The 21014-nt window shown below is 61.0% G+C and carries 15 protein-coding genes; all 15 read right to left on the minus strand.

The features are described 5' to 3' along the window. Positions 1-19: 19 nt before the first annotated feature. Complete coding sequence (locus TPH_RS13960; RefSeq protein ID WP_015051840.1) at positions 20-4150, minus strand: S8 family serine peptidase; 4131 nt, start codon at positions 4148-4150, stop codon at positions 20-22. 162 nt (positions 4151-4312) lie between these two features. After that, a complete protein-coding gene (locus TPH_RS13965; protein ID WP_015051841.1) occupies positions 4313-5104 on the minus strand; it encodes a WecB/TagA/CpsF family glycosyltransferase in 792 nt (263 codons plus the stop codon). Between the two features lie 44 nt (positions 5105-5148). Further along, positions 5149-6189: an LCP family protein gene (locus TPH_RS13970; RefSeq protein WP_049886142.1), complete on the minus strand. Its 1041-nt coding sequence runs from the start codon at positions 6187-6189 to the stop codon at positions 5149-5151. 202 nt (positions 6190-6391) lie between these two features. Then, complete coding sequence (locus TPH_RS13975; protein WP_015051843.1) at positions 6392-7180, minus strand: S-layer homology domain-containing protein; 789 nt, start codon at positions 7178-7180, stop codon at positions 6392-6394. 173 nt (positions 7181-7353) lie between these two features. Beyond that, on the minus strand, positions 7354-8322 hold the full coding sequence (locus TPH_RS13980) for a SpoIID/LytB domain-containing protein (protein ID WP_015051844.1): 969 nt from the start codon (positions 8320-8322) through the stop codon (positions 7354-7356). A gap of 108 nt (positions 8323-8430) precedes the next feature. After that, positions 8431-8715, minus strand: coding sequence for an RNA-binding S4 domain-containing protein (locus TPH_RS13985; RefSeq protein ID WP_037999707.1), 285 nt, complete (start codon positions 8713-8715; stop codon positions 8431-8433). A gap of 430 nt (positions 8716-9145) precedes the next feature. Then, positions 9146-9418 (minus strand): HU family DNA-binding protein, encoded by a 273-nt coding sequence (locus tag TPH_RS13990; protein WP_015051846.1) that lies wholly within the window; start codon positions 9416-9418, stop codon positions 9146-9148. A 97-nt stretch (positions 9419-9515) separates the two neighbouring features. Continuing rightward, a complete protein-coding gene (gene yabN / locus TPH_RS16105) occupies positions 9516-11054 on the minus strand; it encodes a bifunctional methyltransferase/pyrophosphohydrolase YabN (RefSeq protein ID WP_015051847.1) in 1539 nt (512 codons plus the stop codon). 91 nt (positions 11055-11145) lie between these two features. After that, positions 11146-12693, minus strand: a complete 1548-nt coding sequence (locus TPH_RS14000) for a putative polysaccharide biosynthesis protein (protein WP_015051848.1) — start codon at positions 12691-12693, stop codon at positions 11146-11148. 139 nt (positions 12694-12832) lie between these two features. Beyond that, a complete protein-coding gene (spoVT, locus tag TPH_RS14005; protein WP_015051849.1) occupies positions 12833-13393 on the minus strand; it encodes a stage V sporulation protein T in 561 nt (186 codons plus the stop codon). A gap of 127 nt (positions 13394-13520) precedes the next feature. Further along, complete coding sequence (locus TPH_RS14010) at positions 13521-14537, minus strand: SurA N-terminal domain-containing protein (protein ID WP_015051850.1); 1017 nt, start codon at positions 14535-14537, stop codon at positions 13521-13523. Between the two features lie 157 nt (positions 14538-14694). Then, positions 14695-18192 (minus strand): transcription-repair coupling factor, encoded by a 3498-nt coding sequence (mfd, locus tag TPH_RS14015; RefSeq protein WP_015051851.1) that lies wholly within the window; start codon positions 18190-18192, stop codon positions 14695-14697. A 674-nt stretch (positions 18193-18866) separates the two neighbouring features. After that, positions 18867-19250: a phage holin family protein gene (locus TPH_RS14020; protein ID WP_015051853.1), complete on the minus strand. Its 384-nt coding sequence runs from the start codon at positions 19248-19250 to the stop codon at positions 18867-18869. Positions 19251-19398: 148 nt separating this feature from the next. After that, positions 19399-20016, minus strand: a complete 618-nt coding sequence (pth, locus tag TPH_RS14025) for an aminoacyl-tRNA hydrolase (protein WP_015051854.1) — start codon at positions 20014-20016, stop codon at positions 19399-19401. Beyond that, on the minus strand, positions 20017-20664 hold the full coding sequence (locus TPH_RS14030; protein WP_015051855.1) for a 50S ribosomal protein L25/general stress protein Ctc: 648 nt from the start codon (positions 20662-20664) through the stop codon (positions 20017-20019). Between the last annotated feature and the right edge of the window lie 350 nt (positions 20665-21014).

The raw sequence follows: 21014 nt of genomic DNA on the forward strand, positions 1-21014 counted from the left end.
AGCCAGGCCTCAACAGGCGCTAAGGTGTCCTCTCCAGCAGGCGCCGGACGGCGCTGACCGCCTCCGCCCGGGTCAGGATCTCCCCCGGCGCAAAGAACCCGTTCGGGCGCCCGGTCATGACGCCGGCGGCGTATACCCGCTCAACGGCCGGCCGCGCCCAGGTGGGAATCGCCCCGTCATCCCGCCAGTGCGGTGGGGAGACAGGGGTATCCTCTCTGAAGTTAATAACACTCAGCGCCCCGCTCAAGACCGCCGCCGCCTCCGCCCGGGTGATCTTCCTGGCCGGCCGGAAGCACCCGTCAGCGCTCCCTCTGACAAGGCCGTGCAAGTAAGCCCGTTCTACCGCCGGCCTCGCCCAACTGGGGATGGAGCCGGCGTCGGCAAAGGGGAGCTCAGCCTCACCTCCTGATAAGCCCAGGGCAGTGGTGACGAGGACCGTAAACTCCGACCTGGTGATGGGGTCGTCCGGCCGGAAGGTGCCGTCAGGATAGCCTTTCAGCACCCCCCGGGCGGCCAGTTCCTCGATGGCCCGCTCCGCCCAGTGCCCGGCCACGTCCCGGAAGACGGCACCGGTGCCGGGGGAAACGGTCAACTGCCGGCCGGTAACCCCCCCGCTGCCCCCGTCAACGGCGACCACCAGCAGGAAATTCTCCCCCTCCTTCTCCGGTCGGAAGCTCAGGTGAAAGCTCCCCTTGCCGTCGACGGGAATGCTCATCCGGTCCCCCTTTTCCGGATACAAATAGAGCCTGTCCGCAGTAGTGCTCCCCATGAGCACTACCTCCCCCTGGCGCCAGGAGGCGGTGACCTCCAGCTCCGGCGCCCTGGTCCCGGCGGACGTTCTGGCCGCCACCGCCGCCAGCATGGGTTCCCCGGAAGCACCCTCCAGAAATGGGGTTAGGGCAACCTCCTCTCCGGGGACCAGATCCCAGGCGGCCACCGGGTAGCCGTTCTTGGTGATCGAAGTCCTTTCGGTCAAGCGGTATCTTCCTTGAGAGGTGATCAGCGTGCCCGTCTCCTCATCGTAACCGGCAACGATCTCCCTCCTTTCTGCCGTCGTCTCCGCCACATCCAGCCTCCAGATCAGGTTCTCCCCCGGCTTGAGGATGAGGCGCGCCCAACAGCCCGCTTCGGCTGCGGCTGCCACGGCGGGGAGGCCCCAGCGGTAAAACCCGGTATCCTCCTGATAGCGGTAGGCACCGGACCTCCCGCAGTTGTCGACGAAATAGATCGTCCCGTCCCTTAAGCTGGTATAAACAACCTGGCCATAAAGGAAGCTGCTGTAAGCGGAAAGGGAGAGGACCTGGCGGGTTTTCGGAAGCAGAACCCCCACAGCATACTGGCCCGGGCGCAGGTCCTGAAGATGGGCCTCCTTCTCATCCAGGCTCAGGGAAACGCCGACAGGAACGGTATAATCCCGCCCAGTACTCAAAACAATCCTCCTGTTCATCACGTCGACCTCTGCGATCATCCCGACGGCCAGTTCCCGCCGGGCTGCCACGTAGGTCACCTCACCAGTTGCCGGGGACAGCACCAGCCTGACCCTTAAGCCCGGCAGGAGGTTCTCCCAGCAGGGGGTTGCCGCTGCCCCAAAGGGGAGGTCGGCTGCATCCACATCAACCATTTCATCGGAGTAGGCTAGGGCGGCCTGGGGGGCCAGAGAGTAGGTTTTTTCCACCCCGATCAGAGTAAGCTCCCTTTTTGCCATATCGACCCCCCCGAGCAGGCCCTCTACCGCCGAGAAGGAAAACTCCGCTCCCCAGATTTCCCAACTCCCGGGGTTGATCCAGGCAGTCACCCCCCCACCCGGCGGAACACTGGCTGGGCCGGCCGCCGGGACTCCGTTGATCAAGACCCCCTTCTCAGCAGCCGGGGCGAAGTAAAGCCCTCCGCTGCGCGCCTCCGGATTGATCTCGGTTAAAAGATATCTCCCCCCTGCATCGAGGACCTGCACCCCCACTGCCCTGAAGGTGCGCCCGACAATGTATATGGAGCCGCGAGAAGCGTACCCAGGGGGGAAATAAACGTCGGCACCGGGAAGAACCTTCCCGAGGCTACCGCCGTTGTCCGAAACCGGCCAGGAAGCGACCTCACCGTTGAGGGCGAACCGCACCTGCTGCGGCGCAGCGGCTAGAACGCGCCCCGACTCCAAAACCGGCCCCTGTGCCCCTGCTGCGGTGACAACATCCCGAACCAGGGGCTGCCCGTAAACCAGGGCGAAATCCTGGGCCGGCCTCCCATCCCGGTGGGTGACACCCTTGGTGATGGCCTTTCCTTTTACGTAAACGGTATAGATCCCCGGCTTCGGAGCGGGGATCACAACCTGTTCTACGTTGTTGACGTCATCCGGACGGTCGGAAAGAAAAGAATTTCCGATCCACTCCGAGCCCTCCGGGCCGCGCACCACCAGATCGAGGTTGTTCACCAAGGGAGCCTCCGCGCCGGGAGCCGCCCCCGGATCTGTCCATACCAGGGTGGCTTTGAAGGGCGATTCCCCCGACTTCACTTCAAAGGTATAACTCAAAGTCTCCCCTGCAGCCACCCCTTCCTCGGCATCCACATAGCGAAAGTTTTTTTCCCACAGGGAGAGGACCGTCCCCCCCAGGTCGAGGATCCCGAAGCCGCTGCTGTTCGGCCAACCCTGAGGGGTGCGCGCACCACAGATGAGAGCTGCCTTGACCAGGGCAGCCGAAGGAGCAGCCAGCTTCTCGATCCTCTGAAAGAACTCCCGCAGGAGGGCAGCTCCGCCTCCCGCCACCGCCGCCGCCATGCTGGTGCCCTCCAGATAGGTATAACCGTCGCTTAAGGCAGAGGGGAGATCCGCCAGCCGCGACCGCGCCGAGATCAGAGAGCCGGGGGCATAGAGCTCCGGCTTAATCCTCCCGTCCGCTGTGGGGCCCCGGCTGGAGAAAGAAGAGATCGAGCCGGCATCATTCTGAGCGGGGTTGAAGAGGGGGTGAGGCGACTGGCTGGCCCCCACCACAAGGGCGTTTTTGCTGTAGGCCTCCGGGGTGAGCTTCCCCGCCTGGGGCCCACCGTTGCCGGCGCTGAACACGGCCAAAAAATCGGGGCAGCGGCGCAGGAAACGGTCGATCTGGCTCGCCGTCCCGAAATAACCCCCCTTCTCTCCACCCCAGCCGTTGATGTGGACGCGCACCCCGGCTGCGTAGGCAGGCTCAAAAAGGACCGTCAAATCGGGGGGAGGTGTCAGCTTCCCGCTCTCGTCCAGCAGCCCCTGAAAGTAGATGCTGGCGCCGGGTGCAATCCCCTTGAACCTCCCCTGGGACGCAGCTCCCGTTCCGGCCACCGTGGCCGCCATGTGGGTGCCGTGACCGTTGAAGTCGGCGGCAGTTGCCGCACCCGCCCAGGACTTCAACATCACCACTTTCGGCATCTGCCCCGGGAGGCTCTGGAGATCGGGGTGGATGTCCCCGGGGGAACCAGCATCAATCCCGCTGTCCGCCAGCCCGATTATCTGCCCCCTCCCGGAAAGCCCCATCCACTCCGGTGAGAGGAACCCTGCGGCCTGTAAAAAGGCCGCACCAACGAGATCGCGGGCGCGCTCATTGTAAAACCTGTATTCCTGGGCCGGCTCCACATAGACAACCTCCGGGGAGGCCGCCAGCTCCGCCAGAGCCCCTTCGGGAAGACGCAGGCGCAGCACCCGCCCTTCGCCCTCCAGCCCGGCGAGAACCTCTCCCCCCAGCTCCGGCACCTTGCGGACAAAGCCTTCCCTATCCGAAGAGCGAAAGAGGGTCACCAGCACCTCGATTTCCTGTTCGCTTCCCTTCTTCCCTTGCAAACCAGGCGCCAAACGGTCGGCAGCAGAGTAGGGCCTGAGAAAAACCCCCTTCTCTTTCGCTTCCTCCACCTTGTTAAGGGGAAGCCGCACCAGCAGGGTTTCCCTGCCCAACGGGTCCCCCTTTTCCAGGCCGAGAGCGGCAAGGGTTTCCCGGGGAACCTCCTCCCCCTCCCGGACGGGCATTAAAAACAGCCCCACAGGGTTCTCCGGAGGCACCATCCGCTCCCCCTCTTCTGCACCGGAAGTCTCCTGGGGATGCGTATCCACCTGTCGGGAAAAGACGGGGATGGCCTCTACCACCAAAAAGCAAGCGAGGACTATTGCAGCACAACACACCACCAACCGCCTCAAATTGCTCCCCTCCTCTCCCGGAAGCAGCGGATTTTCCTAATGCCGAGCCGGCAGTTGAGGCAGCCCCTCTCGGTGTTTATCTTCTCCTTAATGGCAGAAAAATCCTGCCACCTCTCTGATGCCAGCCAGGCGAATTCCTCTAACCGGTACGCCCGTACGGGGTCATTTCTTACGTTCCTGGAAGACTTTTTTGCCTCCCCGACATCCCCCTTCCCGGGGCTGCCGGAGCACCAGCAGGACATAGGAGGGCAGAACCAGCAGGCGCCGCCAACGCCGCGGCTCCTGAATTGCCCGGAAGAGCCATTCCAGGCGCAGCCGCTGCAAGATCCGGGGGGCGCGCCTGAGCCTGCCGGAGATTACGTCGAAACTCCCCCCCACGCCGATGGCAACAGGCACGCCCAATTCCCTTCTATGCGCCCAGATAAAGAATTCCTGTCTCGGAGAACCCAACCCGACCAACAGCAGGTCCGGCCTGGCCGCCCGGATACCTGCGAGCACCCTCGCCAATTCGTCCTTCCTGAAATAGCCGTGCTCCGCTCCCGCTATGGCGAGACCGGGATAGCTCCGGCACAGATTCTCGGCGGCGGCTGCCGCCACCCCTGGTTTCGCCCCGAGCAGGTAAAAGCGCCACCCCTGCCGCGCTCCCCTCTCCGCCAGGGAGGAGATCAAGTCGATCCCCGCCACCCGTTCGGGAAAAGGGCAGCCGAGGCGGCGCCCCGCCCAAACAATCCCATGACCGTCGGGAACCACCAGGTCGGCACCGTTCAGAAGGTCGCGCAGGGCCGGGTCGCTCTGGGCGCGGTAGAGCATCTCCGGATTAAGGGTGACCACCTGACGGGTGACCGGCGATCCGGAGTTGATCCAGCTCCCGATCAGCTCCACGGCTCCGCTCAAAGTTAAAGGGTGGATTCCCACCCCTAAAACATTTCGTCTTTCAGGAGGCATTCCAGCCATCCCTTTCCCTCCCCCTGCTGTCTTGATGAGGCGCGCTGTCCACCTCACTCAGCCTGTCCTGCCCCTCCGGCAGGATCTCCGGAGGCCTTTCCGCCATCCTCAGCCGGCGGGGAAACACCCTCCATAAGGGCCTCCACGAGGGGCTCGATCTCCTCTTCCCGCGGCACCCAGTAGCTGAGCCCGTCAATATACTGGGGATCTCCGGGCAGGATATACCCCTTCACCCCCGAACCGTCAATACCCTTAAAGGCCTGCGCCAGCTCGATCAGCTGCAGGGTCTTCAAATTAGTATCCACCGCCCCGATGAGCTCCCGCGCCAGGGCGGGAATTTTCCAGATGTTGCTCACCCGGGTGGCCTCATCGGCCAGCGCCTGGAAGAAGATCTGCTGGTGTTTGATGCGGTCGATATCACCCATCGGGTAATTCCGGTAACGGACGTAACCGAGGGCGTCATGCCCGTTCAGGCGCTGCACACCCGGGTCAATATGGATCCCCTCAGCGGCGTAATACATGCCCTCCTCGACATTGATGGTCACCCCGCCGAGGGTGTCGATAATCCTCTCGAAGCCCTGAAAGTCGGTGACAACGTAGTGCTTCACCTCAATCCCCAACAGGTGGCTGACGGCTTCGGCAGCCGCCTGAGGCCCCCCCAGGGCATAGGCGACATTGATCTTGTCCTCCCCGTTCATACCGGGGACAAACGCATAGGTGTCCCGCGGGATCGACAGGAGACTAACTGACTTTTTCTGGCGATCGAGAAAAGCCAGAATAATGGTATCGGAGCGCGCCGGTTCGTTCGGATGGCGGCTGTCAACCCCCAGCAACAAAACCGGCGTCACCTGTTCGGCAGCCGCAGCAGGGGCTAGCGAGGGGAAATCCTCCTCTAAAATCTCCCGATCCCCCCCGGCCAGGTAAAAACCGCCGACCACCAGGGCCGGGACGAGGAGCAAAGCCAGGAGAACCCCCAGGAACCTGAAAATCCGCTTCTTGCGGCGCTTACCGGAACGGCGCCGCTCCACCCGGGAAACGGCACCATCTGTGGGCAGGCCGCTCAAATCCCATTTCCTCGTCTCTTCCCAATCCACTTCTCCCCAACCCTTCCGTTATGAGTTTGGCCAAGGCGCTTATCTTAAACCCCATCAACTCCCGAGCGGAACAGAGCCGCAACCTTTTTGAAAAAGCGCCCTTTACAAGTCAGACGGGGAACCGCCCGAAGCGCTCCCTTCTACCGCTCCATCTTTTTCAGGGGGAGGCCGGCCGCAGGGGCTCCCTGGCATCCCCATAAGCCTAATAGCGGATACCGGACAGCGCCCTCGCCAGGGCAACCGCCACCTCCGCCCGGGTCATCCAGCGATCGGGGTGAAAGCATCCGTCCGCTGCGGGATCGAAGATCCCGGCCGCCGCCAGGCTGGCAATCGCCTGCTCCGCCCAGTGCCCCTTCAGATCCCGGTAGCCGATTCCCTCCTGGAGAGGAGCCGGCTCGAAGGCTTGGTTCAGAACCGCTGCAACCTCGGCGCGCGTCACCTTGCGATCCGGATAGTACCTTCCATCAGGGTAACCGCGCACAAGCCCCCTCTCGGCAGCCGCCTTGACGGCGCCGGCCGCCCAGTGGTCCGCCGGCACGTCGGGAAAACCCGTTGGCCCCGTTTTGACCGGACACTGTATTGACTGAACAACCATCACGATCAGAGCTGCCCGCGTTACCCCTTCATCGGGATGAAAATTGCCGTCGGGATAACCGCTGATGATCCCCCTACTGCGCAGGAAATTCACCGCTCCTTCCGCATAGTGGCCGCGCATGTCGGGAAAGGAGGGGGTGCCCCCTTTAAGCGCCTGAATTCCGGCCGCCACCCGATCGAGGCAGCTGGCGGCGTCGTCCAGCCCCCGGCGCACTTCTGCAAAAAGGCCGTCGAGGTAGCTGTCGAGCGATTCTTTGGTCATCAGAGGATCCGCTGCCGAACCGGGAGCAGCGCCGTTACCCTGCGCCTCAACCGGCAGAAAAAAAAGCGCGGCAAATCCCAGCGACAAAACGAAGAGCACCCCTGCGCCCAACAGCATTCGCCTTTTTCTTGGCACCGGCATCCCCTCCCCAAAGAAAAAAAGCCCGATTTTACTTTTTTCGTCACATTACAGCAAAAATCCTTCCTGCCAGGCAACAAAAAAAGACCGGTTACCTGTCCGGCCGCTCGTTCCCACGGTTAACTCCCCCTAAGCACACACCGCTCTTGTCTTCCGGCGTCACATTCTGCTTATTTCCATATTTTGTCGATCGTGACATCTTTGAAATAATAGTGGATAATATCCCTGTAGGATCTGCCTTTCTCGGCCATGTAATACGCCCCCCACTGGCTCATCCCCACGCCGTGGCCGTAGCCGCGCCCCGCCATGTGGAGGACACCGTCCCGCAATTCCAGCCGGTCGATGAGGGTGGAGCGCATCTTATCAGGGCCCAGAGCCGTCCGCAGGGCGGCACCGCTGATGGTGGCCTTCCCCAGCCGGATGGTGACAGCCCGTCCGGAGAGCCCCTTCTTGGGGATGGAGGCCACGGTAATGGCTCCGGGGTCCCTTCCGGTCTGCTCGATCACCGCCGCCCGCACTTCATCCACCGGAAAGGATGCCGACCAGGCTTTGGCCTCCGGTTTGGCCACCTTTTGGCCGGGGTCCTCGACGCTCTTGATATAAGGGGTGGGCTCCTTGGTGAAGTTGAGCCCTTCTACAGCAGTTGCGGTTCTCCCCCCCGCATTGGAGTGAAACCAGGCCCTGATGTACCTCCCGCGGTACTTGATGACCTCACCCCTGGTCTTCCTGACGGCCTCCCGCACCTGAGGTGTGATGCGGCCCGGGTCGTAAGCCTGAAACTCTTCGGCGCTCGTGGAGGCATCCGCACCGTGTTGGGGCACGCCCTTTTCATACCTGATCTTAAAGAGGGTAAAGGTGCGGGCGAGAATGGCCTGGGCTGCCAGGGCCTCGGACGGCCAGGTGGGCTCCATCTCGGCGGCAACCACGCCGGCTATGTACTCCTCGAACTTGATTCTCTTCTTCTGACCGGTGGCGTTATCGTAGAGGGTGATCTCCGGCTCGGTGTAGCGGAACTCGGTTTCGGGCTCCCGCCGCAGAGGCTTTTGCTCCGGCCTCCTGCACCCTGCCGACCATTCCCACGCAAGGATGACCAGCAACAGCACAACCGCCAGCTTTCTCATCTTCAGGTTCTGCCTCATTAAAAACTCCCTCCCCGGTAGCGGCGCCTTTGTTTTTCCTTATATTATGAGCGGGAGGGAGATTTCATATACCGGATCGGGCCGCAAAAAACCCGGCGGCGTGCCCCGTCAGCTGAAGTCCTGGTATTCAGGGGAAGGAATGCTCTCCTCCCCAATAATACTGTAAAGGGTCTTCGCCTGGGAGGCAGGAATGCTGCGCTCCGGCAGGGCGAGCACCTTCACCGTGAGGGCTTTCCTCCCCCAGATCAGGGTGATCTCATCCCCCACCTTCACCTCTCGGCCTGGTCTGGCGATCCTCCCGTTGACCTGGACCCGTCCCCCCCGGCAGGCCTCCCTGGCGCTCACCCGCCTTTTAACCAGGCGGCTGAGCTGCAAAAACTTATCCAGCCTCACATCCTCACCCCTGGAGTTCCCTTTCGCCATCATCACCTAGCGCAGAAAAAGAAATATAAAGGGCCTGTTCTCCACCAATCGTGCTCACAGACCCTTTCTTCAAAGAATATCTCTCGCATACCCTGCCGGTCTACCGCTCGACTCCCGATTCCAGGCCGGACAGGACGACGGCTTGCTTCGGGATAGCTCTGGAATGCTGCGTAACAAGTCGCGAACTGCTTCTGTCAAACGCAGCGTTTGGCCTCGCCGCAAATCCATTCCATCGCAGGTCAAGAGGTATCTGTACTCGCATCCCGACCTGTCATCCTCGCTTCGCCTGTCCTGTTACCTGGTCCTCCATAGGTCGCTCGCCGGTAGACCCGTCGGGTATTTTCATGCTCTCTTGGTGCCGCCAATGGCAGCATGGTGGTCTACAAAGCTACAGAAGGAATTAACCGATGGCATCCTTCAGGGCCTTGCCGGCACGGAAAGCAGGAACCCGGGTAGCGGCGATCTGAATCTCTTCACCGGTCTGCGGGTTGCGTCCGGTACGGGCCGCCCGTTCCCGCACCTCGAAGGTCCCAAACCCCACCAGCTGCACTTTATCACCCCTGGCCAGGGCCTCTTCAATGGCAGCAAAAACCGCGGTGACAGCCTTTTCCGCATCCTTTTTAGCAAAGCCTGCTTTCTCCGCAACAGCAGCGATCAATTCCGCCTTATTCAAAGATACCCCTCCTTAATTGATTTTCTTGTTCGGCTACCTAATTCGCCAGAACAACCGAAACTCCTGCTGCCAAAGCCCATCCCAAAAATTTTTTTCTTTATTTTTGCTTCTCCCTTTCCTTCACCTCGTTCCAGAGTTCGTCCAGCTCAGAAAGAGCCAACTCGTCCAGCCTGATGCCCTCTTCCTGCGCTTTGAGCTCCATCGCCCAAAACCTCTTCATAAACTTCTCCACCGCAGCCCGCAGCGCCTCCTCGGCGTCGATCCGGAGCAAACGGCAGGTATTGACGACGGCAAAGAGGAAATCCCCGAACTCCTGCCGCAGAGCCTCCCGCTCACCCTGCGACCAGGCGGCCTTCACCTCCTGCCATTCCTCCTCCACCTTGGCCGCAGCCCCTTCAGCATCGGGCCAGTCGAACCCCACCAGGGCGGCCTTTGCCTGCACCTTCTGTGCCCTCTGCAGCGCCGGCAGGTGCCTGGGAACCCCTGCCAGGAGGGACTTCCGCTCCCCTTCCTTTTCCTTCTGTTTAATGGCCTCCCAGTTCCTGAGAACCTCGGAGGCGCCGTTGACCTTGATCCCTCCGAAGACATGGGGGTGGCGCCGGATCAGCTTCTCCGTGATCCCGCCGATAACCTGCGCTATGGTGAACTCCCTTTCCCGCTCGGCCAGAGCGGTGTGAAAAACAATCTGCAATAGTAAGTCTCCCAACTCCTCACACAGTTTATGCATATCCCCTTCGTCAATGGCATCAACCACCTCGTAGGCCTCCTCGATCAGGTACTTCTTCAAAGACTGGTGGGTCTGCTGGCGGTCCCAGGGGCACCCTTCGGGTGAGAGGAGGCGCTCCATAACACCAACCAGGGGCTCCAGGGAGCAAGCGGAAGCCCTTTCCGCAGATCTCCCGAGGAGGGTCCTTCGAGGCACGGTCTCCCCTTCCTTAAGGGGAGGAACGTAAACCGTCGTCAGGTGGTCGGGTTCCCGGCGGTCCAGCTCATAGAGGGGGACCGCGGATACCCTCTCTTTCCCCCGTACCCCGGCGGACTCAACCACCATCACCCGATGGTCGTCGGGGAAGCTGTCCATCAGGGTGAGCTTGACCTCAGAGGCAAGGTGGCGGTTGTAGACCTGCATGATGACGATGCCGGTATCTCCAGTAACCGCAAGGGGAGAGCTTCCATCCCCGGAGGGGCATAACTGGAAGCTGTCTGCTATCAACAGCCCCTCCCCCGGGTCGATACCGAGTAGCGGGAAGAGAGCATCGAGAAAGCCGGGGGCCGTAAAGATCTTCAGCTGCACACCCCTCTCGGGGGCGCTTGTCCGCAAACTGTCCACCACTGACTCCCCCACCAGGGGATTGCCCGGCACTGCAAAAACCAACGGCTCCCCTTGTTCGCAGGCGGTCTGCAGGAGAAATTCGGCCATCCCTCGGTAGACCTCCTCGAAGGTGTCCGACCTTTCGTAAAAGCCGTCCAAGGGATGAAAGCTGATGCCCTCCTCCCGCAGAGCGGCAACCACCGGATGGCGTTCGGTGCGCAGATAGACCCGGTAGCTGCGCAGCAGGCTGAGATTGAGAGGGGGCAGGTCCAGGGGGTCGCCCGGGCCCAAGCCCACCACATAGATCGTTCCTCGCTTCTTCATGACAGGCTACCTCACTTCGATCGGTGCTTTTTCCGCCGGACGGTTCAAGGATCGCACCCCCGTCCCGGCCAGGATCGGTGAAACTCGCTCCTCACCTCTTCAAGATCCGCCTTACTTCGTAGACCCGGATCTCCCCGGTGAGGAAGAGAACCGCAAAGTAAAGCGCCGCACCGCCAAGAACCGCCGCCCCCGTTGCCGCCGCGTTGCCTAAGTGATAGAAAAGATTGTAAATACCGGGCAGTGCAGCCACCATTATTGTAGCAGCCAGCAGCGGGCGAAGCAAACAGTTCGGCTGTAACCGGTAGCCGGTAAAAAGAGAGAGAAACCAGAAGTTGAGGAGGAAAACCAGGAAAAAGCCCAGCGAACTCCCCAGAGCCGCCCCCTTGATTCCGAATCCCGGGATGACCGTGAGATAGTAGTTGCAGGCGATCTTCACCAGGCAACCGGCCAGGAGGTTGACGACGGGAAGCCAGGTGTTCCCGATCCCCTGCAGGGCACCCGCCGTGGTCTGCTGGAGCCCGGCGAAAAGGGCGGCCGGTGCCAGCCAGGCGGTTACCGGACCAGCCCCCGGTTCGTCAAAAAGCAGCTCCATGATGGGTGTGGCCAGGACGCAGAGCCCGGCCGCCGCAGGAAGGCAGAAGATCACGGTGATGCGCAGGGCGGCGCCGATCCTCCGCCTGACATCCAGTAGGCCGCCGCGAGAAACGGCCGCCGCCAGGTGGGGAACCAGGGACATGGCAACGGAAACGGTGAAAACGGCAGGCAGATAGACGATGGTCCCGGCCATCCCCGCCAGCTGCCCGAAAAGGGAGGTCGCCTCCTGAACGCTGAAGCCCGCCGCCTGCAGGCGGTTGGGTATGATCACGGTATCGATAGCCTGCATCAGGGGAAAGACCGCGGAGGCAGCGGAAATCGGAAAGGCGTAAATCAGCAGGCGCTTGAGTAGCTTAAGGCCGTCTCCCAACAAAAAGCCGCTCCTGCCCCGGCCGTTCAGAAGCGGCCGCGATCTCTCAAAACGACCGAAGATCAGGACCAGAACGAGGAGCCCGGCACACCCCCCTGTAACGGCGCCGAAAGCCGCCCCCGCAGCGGCAAACTCCACACCGCGGGAGATCAGGGCGGAAGCGGCAAGGAGCACCGTTGCCACTCTGATCACCTGCTCCAGCACCTCGGAAAGCGCCGTCGGCCACATTACCCCCCACCCCTGGAAGTAACCGCGGAAGGCGGAAACCACAGAGATCACCAGAACCGCCGGAGCAACGGCAGCCAGGGAATAGCAGGCCCGGGGGTCGCCCAGCACCTCCCGGGCCAGATACGGCGCACCCAGAAAAAGAAAGAGCGCCAGCAAAAGCCCCGTCGAAAACAAAAAAAGAAGAGACACCCAGAGAATCCGCCGCGCTCCCCGCCGGTCCCCGACCGCCCCCCTCTCCGCCACCAGGAAGGAAACGGCAACCGGGATTCCGGCGCTGGAGAGGGCGAGGAGGGTGGTATAAAGGGGATAGGCCATCTGATAGAGGCCGATCCCTTCGCTCCCCACCATCCTGGTGAAGGGTATCCGGTAACAGGCCCCCAGCAGCTTAACGAAAATCGCCGCCGCCGTCAGGACAAATGCGCCGCGCAAAAAAGAATCGGTCTTCAAAAGCCCGCCTCCTGTTTGTCCTTTTTAACTACATGCTTACGAAACAGGAGACGGAGATATACCGAAGCGGCTAAAAATTAAAGGCGGCAGTAAAGAGCCACCTTTCTTCCCCGAGCATTTGTTTTAAAAATCCTATCAATCACTGCTCCATTTGCTTGGCCAAAAAACCGGCCGCCGTCTCCGCCAGCTTCATTTCCAGTTCCCCCATCCGGACGTTGGGTTCTTTAGAACAGATGATCACAGCTCCGATAGGGTCACCCTCGGCAATGATGGGTGCAATCACTTCGCTGGAGAACTTGCACTCCTCATCCTCTTCGGTAAGGCAACCCTTGCAAATAGGATGCTCCCCTGCCTTTGTGATCAGAACGGGCTTGCGTTCCTCCATTACCCTCTCCACCGCAGGGCCGATCGGCTTGTTGAGGAATTCCTTCTTGGGAGCCCCTGCCACGGCAATGATGTTATCCCTGTCGGCGATACAGGCAATGTGGCCAATAGCCTCATGCAAGGAATCGGCGTATTCCTTCGCAAAATCGCCCAGCTCATTGATCGGCGAATATTTCTTTAGTATGACCTCACCTTCCCGGTCTACAAAGATTTCGAGGGGATCACCCTCCCGAATCCGCAGGGTCCGGCGGATCTCTTTCGGAATTACGACGCGACCTAGATCATCGATGCGGCGAACGATACCCGTTGCCTTCATGTCCTATCCCCCCTTCATTTTCAAAGATAAGCATCTTCAGGAATAGTATATAATCATCCGGAGGGATTTATTCATTTTTTTCCATGCCGATCCTAATAATTTCATCCTATACTGCGCAAAACTGGGATTAGTCCTCAAAAATGCCGTAATACGCGGGAAATTTCGGGTTATACAGGAGGCGGCAGTTCTTCCGCAGGCCCTCCAGGTAGCTCATAAAGGCCCGGTTTTTCTTGCTGCCGAGCAGCTCCTGCTCCAGGGTCTCCCGCACCTCCTCGTATCTGGCCGGGCCGGCGGGAATTCTTTCAAAACAGTAGAGAACATGGTAACCGAATTCCGTCTTCACCGGCTCCCTGCTGAACTCACCCGGCTGAAGGCGGAAGGCCTCCTGCAGAAAGGCCTCGGCGATCCCCGGGTCATCCCTGCGGATATACCCCAAAACACCCCTGTTTTCGGCGACCGAGGGGTCTGTTGACCTCTCAACGGCCAGCTCCTGGAAGTCTCCACCTTCCTCCAGGGAACGGATGACCTCCAGGGCCTCCTCTCTGGTCTTGAGGAGGATATGCCCTACATTGACGCGCTCCGGGAGAAGCAAGAGGTCCTTCTGCTCCTGATAAGCCTGCCGGATCTCCTCTTCCTCTACGGTAACACTCCCTATGACGGCGCGCTGTAGCTTCTGAATGGCGATCCCCTCTGCCACCCGGCGGCGATATTCAGCTACGGTCAGGCCGCTATCCCTCAAAAGCTCCTCAAAGGCCTCAGGGCCCCCGGCCTGCAACCGGTCTTCGGCAAGCTGGGCATCCACTTCGGAGGCTTCAGCCCGGATACCGGAGCGCTCCGCCGCCTGCCTCAGCAAGAGGCGGTCTATCAGGTTGCCGAGGGTTTCCCGGCGCAGCTGCCCCATCAGCTTTTCACCTTCCTCACCCGAGAAGTCAATCCCGTAAAAATCTCGGAAAAAATCCCTCATCCGCTCGAACTCTGCATCCAGCTGCGCCTTGGAGATCTTCGTGCCGTTGACCTGAACCACCCAGTCGCCGCGGCACACCCACCACATCCAGGTCAGGCCCGCCGCCACCAGCAGGACGAACAGCAGCAGCTGCGGCAGGTAGGGAAACCGCTTCCTTCCAGGATTCGCCGCTAAATTCAACCCTTCCTCCTCCTTCCGGCCTCAAGGAATCAATCCTTTAAAGCTTCTCCATAGACAACGATTATCCTGCCGGCGGCCGACGGGAATATCCGGCCACCGGAAACAGGAGCGCCGCCCGGATCCGTCAAGCAGCCCCTGTTCCAGGATAAACCTCCCCTCACCTGCCGGGGAGCATTACCTTCTTCAGCATCCTGACGAGATCCTGAGGAGCCAGCCCTCTGGTGTCCACCCGGATCTCCAGCCCGGCCACGGTGGAGAAGCTGACCCGCTGCCCGAAACCCCCGCTCCAGCGGCGAAGCTCCTCACCCCTGGGGGCGGTTTCCCCCTCAAAGCGCAAGAACAGCGTGTACCCGGCGTGCTGAACCTCCCTCATCCCAAGCTCTCTGGCGCGCGCCCTGACGCGCGCCAGGTCGAAAAGGTTGACCGCCGGCTCCGGCATCTCCCCGAAGCGGTCGCGCACCTCCTCTGCCAGCTCCTCAACGCCGGCCGTGTCTTCGGCCAGGGCAAGGCGCCGGTAGATCTCCACCTTCTGCCTGGGGTCGCCGATATAGGAGTCCGGAAGGTAGGAGTCCACTCTGAGATCGAAGAGGGGGGGTGCCGCCTTGCGCTCCGGCACCGGCTTTCCTTTGACTTCCTGCACCGCCTCCTGCAGCAGCCGGTTGTAAAGGTCAAAACCCACCGCTGCCATATGGCCGTGCTGCTCGGGGCCCAGGATGTTCCCCGCCCCCCGGATCTCCAGATCACGCAGGGCGAGCTTAAACCCCGACCCGAACTCGGTGAACTCCTGGATGGCCCGCAGGCGCTTCTCCGCCTGCTCGCTCAGCACCTTATCCCCCCTGAAGGTAAAATAGGCATAAGCAAGCCGGTTCGAACGGCCGACGCGGCCGCGCAGCTGATAGAGCTGGGCGAGGCCGAAGGAATCGGCATTCTCCACAATGAGGGTGTTGGCATTGGGGAAGTCGAGCCCGCTTTCGATAATGGTGGTGCAGATCAGGCAGTCAAAGCGGCGGTTCAAAAACTCCCACATAACCTCCTCCAGTTCGTCCTCCCTCATCTGGCCGTGGGCAACGCGGAAGGTGGCCTCGGGCACCAGCTCCTGCAGATAATGAGCGACGCGGGCGATGGTCTCCACCCGGTTGTGGACGTAAAAGACCTGGCCGCCCCGCTGGATCTCCCGGAGAATGGCGTCCCGCACCAGATCGGGGCTGTATTCCAGCACATAGGTCTGGACCGGCAGGCGATCCTCAGGGGGGGTCTCGATCACGCTGAGGTCACGCACACCCCCCAGGGACATCTGCAGCGTGCGGGGGATCGGGGTGGCGGTCATGGTCAGAACGTCCACACTGGTCTTAAGCATCTTAATTTTCTCTTTGTGGGCGACCCCAAAGCGCTGCTCCTCGTCGATCACCAAAAGCCCCAGGTCTTTAAAAACGACATCTGCGGAAAGGAGGCGGTGGGTGCCGATGATGACATCCACCAACCCCTTGCCGAGGTCGGCGACGATCGCCTTCTGCTCCGCCGGGGTGCGAAACCGGCTCAGCATCTCCACCCGGATGGGATAGCGGGAAAAGCGCTCCTTAAAGGTGAGGTAGTGCTGCTGGGCGAGCACCGTGGTAGGCACCAGGACGGCGACCTGCTTCCCGTCCTGGACCGCCTTGAAGGCGGCGCGGATGGCCACCTCCGTCTTCCCGAACCCCACATCACCGCAGATCAGGCGGTCCATGGGGCGCGGCTTCTCCATATCTGCCTTCACTTCCTTGATGGCCTGGAGCTGGTCGGGGGTCTCCTCGTAAGGGAACAATTCCTCAAACTCCCGCTGCCAGACGGTGTCAGGGGAAAAAGCATACCCCGGAGTCCGGGAGCGCTCGGAATAAAGGGCGATCAGGTCCTCCGCCAGCTCCCGGAGTCGCTTTTTGACCCGCTGTTTGAGGCGATTCCAGTCCGTACCGCCGAGGCGGGACAGCCGCGGCACCGCCCCCTCCGGCCCGCCATACCTGCTGATCAGGTCTACCTGATCCACCGGCACATACAGGCGGTCCCCCCCTGCGTAGGCCAGCTCCAGGTAGTCCCTCTTCTTACCGTCCATTTCCTTTTCGCAGATGCCCAGATAGCGGCCGATGCCGTGGTGGATGTGAACCACAAAGTCCCCGGGGGTGAGTTCGCTGATGATGTTCGCCGGAGTACCCCCCGCCCGCCTCCTCCGTTTCGCTACGGCCGCCCGCCCGTAGAGCTCCTCTCCCGTGACAACGGCAAGCATCCCGGGCACCTCGAAGCCGGCGCTTAAAACTCCCTGCCCCACCTGGAGGCGGCCCTCCGCCAGCCTCTCGGGCCAGTTCTCCTCAACCTGGAAGGGGAGCCCCGTATTCTTGAATTCCCTTTCCAGCTGCCGCCTGTTGGCCTCGGTGCGGGTCAGGATCAAAACCGTCACCCTTCTCTGCAGCCAGCCCTTGACCTCCTTCACCAGCAGATCGGGACGCCCCAGAAAAGGCTGCATTTCCTTGCTGGTGAAAGTCTCTTCCGACCGCTCCTGAATCCCGGGGAGGCGGGTCGAAAGCCTGGAGAAGGCAACTACCGGAAAGTCGGCGATCCTTTGAAGAAGCTGCTGATCGTCAAAATAATAATCCTGCCAGGAGGTAAATGATTGCCCCTCACCGAGCAGGCGTCTGTAATCGGACTCCAGCAGGGCGGTACGCGACCGGCACTGCTCCGGGAACCTCCCCGGCTCGTCCATGATGACCAGCGATTCCGGGGGGAGATAATCCAAAAGGGAGGCCTGCTGCGGATAGAAATAGGGCTGCAGGAGGTTAAGGGATCTCCCCGTTCCTTCTCCGGCCATCTCCAAGAACCTGTTCAAACGCTGCTGCAGGCGGTTTAAGGCGCTCCTGTTCCCTTTGAGCTGCTCCTTTCTGTTCTTCCAGGCCTCCCTGATGCGCTCGGCGGCGGAGGCGGCCAGATCTGGCTTGTAGATAAACTCCCGGGCCGGCCAGATCCTCACCATGGAAATATTCCCCCGGGAGCGCTGGGTTACCGGGTCGAGCGCCCTGATTGAGGTGACCTCATCCCCCCACAACTCCAGCCTCACCGGACTACCGTAGAAGGGGTAAATATCGACGATATCCCCCCGCATCGCAAACTGTCCGGGCGCCTCAACCACATCCAGGCGTTCAAAGCCGGCCTCGACGAGACGGCGGGGAAGGGCCTCGTAATCGACCTCCTGGTGCATCCTCAGGTCAATTGCGGCCGCTTCCCATTCATCAGGCGGAATCAGTTTCGGCAGGAGGGCTTCGGCAGGGGCGATGACGACCGGCGGCCTTTCCTCTCGCGCCAAAAGGGAAGCCAGGACGCGCAGGCGCCCCTCCGCCGGCTCCCGGCTGGCGGCAACCACCTCGAAGGGAAGGGACTCGGCAGGATCGAAAGCCAGCACCTGGCGATCCGGCAGCAGCTGCTCGAGATCGGTTATCCAGGGGGTTACCCGATCCATTCCCGGTACAATTACCAGGAGAGCGCCGGAAAAGCCCCCGTCGGTAAAGAGGGCGGCGGCAAAGAGAGCCCTTAAGGAACCCGCAAGCCCCGAGATCTTCAGGGGCAGCTCCCTTTTTTGAACGGCGGCAAGGATACGCCCGTATGCGCCCATCTTTTCCAGCAGATCGCGCACCCTCTCCACCCCCTGTCATGAAAATAGATCGCATACCCTGCCGGTCTGCCGCTCGACTCCCGATTCCAGGCCGGACAGGACGACGGCTCGCTTCGGGACAGCTCTGGGATGCTGCGTAACAAGTTGCGAACTGCTTCTGCCAATCGCAGCGTTTGGCCACGCAGCAAATCCATTCCGTCGAAACTCATAAGGTGTCTGTACTCGCATCCCGACCTGTCATCCTCGCTTCGCCTGTCCTGTTACCCGGCCTTCCATAGGTCGCTCGCCGGCAGACCCGTCGGGTATTTTTATACTCTGTTGGTGCCGCCGGAGGCGGCGTGAGGGTCTGTCATGAAAATAGATCGCATACTGAAATGCGTTCCTACCCCTAAGCCCGCTACCGGATCTTTTGGTGGTCACCCAGCGATAGATAAAATGCTGGTTATCCCCCGGGCTGGCAGCGGAGCAAGGCAACCTTTATCGGACCATGCCAAAATGGGGTGGTTTGGAGAAACCCCCCTCGTTAGTCCTCCTGCCACATTATATCACCGCAAGGCAGGAAATTATACCGCTCGTAAATCCCCAAGGCCATACCCACGGCCGGGCCGGCCGGGATTGCTCAAAACAAGCACCGACAAAAAGAAACCCCGCCTGGAAAACAGGCGAGGCCGTTTGCCTTGTGGAACAGTACGGCTTCAGCGTACTCCCGTTGGCACAAACATATCGATAATACCTACGATAGCCGCCGCAATCAATGCTCCCAAGACCGTCACCCGGAGACCCGGAATGATGAACTGGAGCAGGTAAAAGATCACCGCCGAGACGACGAACCCCACACCACCCCGGGCGTAAGGGGATATATTGCGCCCAAAGATGGCCTCCAGGCCGAAACCGATGGCCGCGATCAAAACGGCGGCTAGAAGGGCATGCCAAAAAGACAGCCTGGTGAAACCGGGCGTGATGTAGCTCACGACCATCAGGACGATGGCAGCGACAATGAACCTCACAATGTGAGCCAACCAGCCCTGGCCTACAGTTTGGGAAATACCGCCGCCGGCACCCCTTTCTTCCTCTGCCATTGAGTCACCTCCCCTCTATCCGGTTAAACTCCCTTCAGCGCTCTTCGAAGCGCCGCATCCTTAGTTTAACCAGAAAAGGGGAATTCATGCATCCGCCGTCGAAAAAATCGCCCTCCAGATGCCCTGCAGGCTGCCGTCACCGCGCGCCTTAAGGAGCCCGCCTGTTGAAGCGGTTCATGGCGGCTTCGATACCCTCAGCTATCCAGCAGCGCGCCGCATCACAGGCATAATCCCAAACGGCCTCCATGTCCTGTCTTTCTTTTCGGGTAAAGGGCATCAGCACGTAGTCCACTACGGAACCGTCCTGCGGCCTCCCGATCCCGATGCGCAGCCGGCAAAAAGCGGTGCTGTTGAGGTGATCGATAATGGACTGAACCCCTTTATGCCCACCGGAACTCCCACCGGGTCGCAGCCTGATGCTGCCGGGAGGAAGGTCGAGGTCATCGTGGATTACCAGCAGCGCCTCCGGAGAGAGGTGCCAGCGGCGCAGCAGCGGCTTGACGGCCCGCCCGCTCAGGTTCATAAAGGTCAACGGCTGAACGAGCAGCGCCCGGACCCCATCGATCTCCACCCGGCAGAGATTGGCCAGGCGTCTGTGCTGCACCCACTTTCCCCCGGCCTGAGCGGCCAGCCTGGCCACGACCCGGTAGCCGGCATTATGGCGCGTGTTCATATAACTGTGGCCGGGGTTGCCCAGTCCACAGACGATCTTGGCAGGAGGGTCCGCAGGCGCAGGCCGCAGCACATCCCGCAACCAGGCAAACATTTACTCCTCTCCCTGCTCCGGAGCAGTGCCAGCCTCCACACCTTCTGCTTCCTCTGCTGCTTCTTCTCCCTCTTCTTCTTCGATCGCCGGAGGAATCACCAGGGCGATTACCGATTCCCGGCTGGAAACGATCCTCACACCTGCCGGCGGCTCCAGGTCGCCTACGGTCAGCTGGTCGCCGATTTCCAGCTTGCTGATATCGGCTTCCAGTCTCTCCGGGATCTGCGTAGGCAGAGAGGAAACGATGACCGTTCTCAGCATGTTTTGCAGAATACCGCCCTGTTTGACACCGGGGGCCTCCCCGACGAGAACCACAGGGATCTCCGTTTCGATCTCCTCGGTCAGGTCAACCTGGTAGAAATCCGCGTGCAGGAGCTCACGCCGCACGGGGTCACGCTGGATCTCCCGGCACATCACCAGGTAAGAGCCGCCTTTTTCCCCGTCGGCAACATCCAGGTTGATCAAGGTGCTGCCGATGCTGTGGTTGGTTATGACCTGCTCCAGCGACTTAGTGGGAACGCTTAAAAGGACATTCCCCACCTCTTTTCCGTAGAGAACGGCAGGCAGCATCCCCTGATTGCGCAGTGCGCGGACGCTACCTTTGGTGCCGCGCTCTCGCAATTGAGCCTGCAAGCTGATGGTTTCCATTGCCGACACTCCTTATCCTATAGTTTTACGCAGTTATTCCCCTCTTCAAACCCTTTCTAAGTTTAGCTTTTGTTACAGGTCAAGATCAAGGACGACCTGCCCCAAAAGCCGTTGCCGTTCCCGCCATCCGCCGGGCGCCTCCAGGCTACCTGCAGCGGCCGCTGCCCGAGGGCAATCAGGTACAGGCAAGCTCTGAACGGCAAACGGGTAACGCTCACAACACATTATACCAAAATCCCTCCCTCCTTTCAGGTCCAACGGCAGCGGCTGAAGAGCCTTCATCGGAGGGGAAAGGGTGCATCTTCCCTTCCGGAAAGCGGATGAAAGAATGTTTCGGAATGCCGCAGTCA

The organism is Thermacetogenium phaeum DSM 12270 (genome assembly GCF_000305935.1).
In the GTDB taxonomy this organism is placed as follows: Bacteria; Bacillota; DSM-12270; order Thermacetogeniales; family Thermacetogeniaceae; genus Thermacetogenium; species Thermacetogenium phaeum.

Excerpts from the sequence above, each read along its gene's own strand:
- spoVT (WP_015051849.1), bottom strand. The coding sequence starts at position 13,393 with ATGAAGGCAACGGGTATCGTTCGCCGCATCGATGATCTAGGTCGCGTC.
- pth (WP_015051854.1), bottom strand. The coding sequence starts at position 20,016 with ATGTTTGCCTGGTTGCGGGATGTGCTGCGGCCTGCGCCTGCGGACCCT.
- TPH_RS14030 (WP_015051855.1), bottom strand. The coding sequence starts at position 20,664 with ATGGAAACCATCAGCTTGCAGGCTCAATTGCGAGAGCGCGGCACCAAA.
- TPH_RS13980 (WP_015051844.1), bottom strand. The coding sequence starts at position 8,322 with ATGAGGCAGAACCTGAAGATGAGAAAGCTGGCGGTTGTGCTGTTGCTG.
- TPH_RS14020 (WP_015051853.1), bottom strand. The coding sequence starts at position 19,250 with ATGGCAGAGGAAGAAAGGGGTGCCGGCGGCGGTATTTCCCAAACTGTA.
- yabN (WP_015051847.1), bottom strand. The coding sequence starts at position 11,054 with ATGAAGAAGCGAGGAACGATCTATGTGGTGGGCTTGGGCCCGGGCGAC.
- TPH_RS13965 (WP_015051841.1), bottom strand. The coding sequence starts at position 5,104 with ATGGCTGGAATGCCTCCTGAAAGACGAAATGTTTTAGGGGTGGGAATC.